Here is a 2,630-nt window from a genome sequence, read left to right as displayed (position 1 = left end):
ACTTTATGCAGTTTATTTCTTGGATAGTCTCGAAGAACTTAATGGAAAAAAATATAAAATGACGGCTACACATAAAGAAACTGACGAATCTGTCAAGCTTCATGAAAAAAATATTGAAAAGGAACAGAATGGAGCGAAATTCGGATTTGACAAATTAGGGTTATGGAAAATTGATGTAACTATTGATGAAAAACCTTATACAAGTTTTGTTGTGGAAGCGAAATAAGGGATTGTGTTTTTCAACTAACGGATGCTTTACTTCAATAAGGAGTAAAGCCTTTTTCTTCTTCAACTAACGGAGCAGGTTAGTTGAAGAAGCTGTGAGAAAAAATATAAATTAAGTGTTGATGATAAACATTAATATATATAAATCAGGAGGAAATAATATGGGAAAATCTATAAATTATACGATAGAACCCCCTAATAACTTTGAGCAATTACTATCCTTATATGAAACTTTAGGATGGAATTCACTTGAATTAACAATTAATGATTTAGAGAAAATGTGCAATCAAAGTTGGTATGCAATTTATGCATTTGATGATAAACAATTAGTGGGTATGGGACGTGTTATTTCAGACGGTGTAATTACTGGTATAGTTTGTGGATTGTGTGTTCTACCAAACTATCAGACCGAAGGAATCGGCAAAGAAATGGTGAATCAAATAATTCAACATTGTGAGCAAAATCGGGTAATTCCCCAACTAATGTGTGTGGAAAGTTTAGAGCCATATTATGAAACTTTTGGGTTCAAGAAATTTACCATTGGAATGTCCAAAAATATAAATCGATAAAGTTTAATTTGTTGTTTAACTAACGGGTGGTTAAGAAAAAAGATCATCGGGTTGGTAAGCAACTCTTTTCATATTGAACAACGGGGTAATTTTATAAATAAAGAAACAAAACGGGAGAAAATAATGATATTTTTAATTGGAGTTTCGTTAATTATTGTTGGAATTGGGATTGTCCTTTTTATGGTTTGGTACCAAAGAGAATCTGAAAATATGAGTGAATTTGAGACATCAAGTTCGAAATATAGTGTACTAATAGAAATTTTTTCTGCATTACTTGGTTCAAGTTTTATTCTTTTGCCATTAGGTTTAATACTTTTAGGTGTAGTTATACTAATTTACCGATAGTGTAAAAAATCTTACTTCAAATTTGATAAGGTGTTTTAATTCTGAAAGCAGAGTTGGGATGACGCCTATTTTCTTGTACAACTAACGGGGCAGCTTAGTGCAAGAAGGTATAAAACTTTCAGGGGGAGGTTTTGTAAATGAAAAAAAATAGACAAGCCATTATTTGGGCTATAATCGCTTTTGTTCTTGTTTTAATTTGGCTTTTTACAAGATAGGGTTTGTTAAAATAACGGATGCTTTACTTCAAGAAGGAGTAAAGCATTTTTCTTTTTAAACTAAAGGGGCAGGTTCTTCAATAAGCAGAAATGGACTTTTGTTAATTTTATATGGAAATTTTTTGTAACTTATTTTTATTTCAAACGTATTAAAGTAAATGGAAAGTTTTGTTCAATTTAAATAAGGGGTGTTCTGAAAATGACTGTATTTAAAAATAGGCATTTTACAGGTGGGTTATTGATTTTAGTTTTAGCTTTATTTGGATTCGCTTTTTTAACGATTTCATCTAGTTATTTCAATACTTCAGAAATAAATTTAGCTAGTACTCGCTGTTATGAAATTGGTGGAGAAGTCATATTAGAAATCCATAATAATTTCACAAGTGAATATTCTTTTGAGTGTAAAAAATAAAAGGCATTGTGTTTGAATAATTCCTCATTTCTTATTCGACTAACGGGTGTTTTAGTTAAAGATCATCGGGCTATTTGTCAGCCCTTTTCTTATTGAACTAAAGGGGCAGGTTAGTTCGATAAGGATGTACTCTAATATTTAAATGAAAGGATTTTTCTAATTAAAAATAAGTTAGTTATGTTTTTTAGTTGTTTAATACTCGTCACTTTGTTAATTGGATGTTCAAAAACAGAAGAAGAATCAAAGGAAAGTAACTGGAAGGAGTTAATGACTCGTAATCCGGAACTGGAGACAAACCAAGAGGAAATCCCCGAAGATATCTTAAATAAAATAAAAATACCCACGTATACAACTATTCCGTTTAAAGTTGAAAGTGTTCAGATAACTCCCTTGCCGACCAATATAAGAGGTGAAGGACCAATGTTAATCGATATTGTATTTATTGGTGAGCAAGATGTACTACACGTATCCAACCTTTCACCAAAGCATTCGATACGTTTGCCGCTCAGGAAACAGTGAAGTTAAGTAATGGAATAGACGCTCAATGGGATGATCAAGGAGATGCTAAAGTAATTTCGTGGCACGATAGTGAAGAGAATGTGGACATCGGTTTAATGATACCTCCTCACAAGGGAGAGAAGAAAAACTATACACTTAAGGAATTTTTAAAAATGGCTAATTCAGTTAAATGAATATTACAGTATTTGTTGTCCAACTAACGGGGCGGATTAGTAAGCGTCCTTTCTCTTCATTCCGCCAAAATGATTACTTTATATGATAAGATAAAATAATTTTTGGGAGGATTATATTGATGAAAATAATAAGAATTATATTAGGAATAATTGTTATTGCTTTATCCAGTTA

4 protein-coding genes are annotated in these 2,630 nt (G+C 31.5%); all 4 read left to right on the top strand.

Annotation, left to right across the window (positions count from 1 at the left end):
* Window positions 1–226 (top strand): hypothetical protein (locus AC1DSB_RS17705; protein ID WP_477587248.1); only part of this gene is annotated, 226 nt, incomplete at its 5' end.
* A 160-nt stretch (window positions 227–386) separates the two neighbouring features.
* A complete protein-coding gene (locus AC1DSB_RS17700) occupies window positions 387–794 on the top strand; it encodes a GNAT family N-acetyltransferase (protein ID WP_477531639.1) in 408 nt (135 codons plus the stop codon).
* A gap of 759 nt (window positions 795–1,553) precedes the next feature.
* Window positions 1,554–1,766, top strand: coding sequence for a hypothetical protein (locus tag AC1DSB_RS17695; protein WP_016427977.1), 213 nt, complete (start codon window positions 1,554–1,556; stop codon window positions 1,764–1,766).
* A 267-nt stretch (window positions 1,767–2,033) separates the two neighbouring features.
* The gene (locus AC1DSB_RS17690) at window positions 2,034–2,285 is read left to right on the top strand and encodes a hypothetical protein (RefSeq protein ID WP_477587247.1); all 252 of its coding nucleotides are present in this window, start codon (window positions 2,034–2,036) and stop codon (window positions 2,283–2,285) included.
* Window positions 2,286–2,630: the final 345 nt, after the last annotated feature.

Source organism: Paenisporosarcina sp. P4_E4_2 (assembly GCF_056401595.1).
Note: the sequence above shows the minus strand (reverse complement) of the source record. Positions and strands in the feature narration are given on the sequence as shown.

Excerpts from the sequence above, each read along its gene's own strand:
- AC1DSB_RS17700 (WP_477531639.1), top strand. The coding sequence starts at position 387 with ATGGGAAAATCTATAAATTATACGATAGAACCCCCTAATAACTTTGAG.
- AC1DSB_RS17695 (WP_016427977.1), top strand. The coding sequence starts at position 1,554 with ATGACTGTATTTAAAAATAGGCATTTTACAGGTGGGTTATTGATTTTA.
- AC1DSB_RS17690 (WP_477587247.1), top strand. The coding sequence starts at position 2,034 with ATGACTCGTAATCCGGAACTGGAGACAAACCAAGAGGAAATCCCCGAA.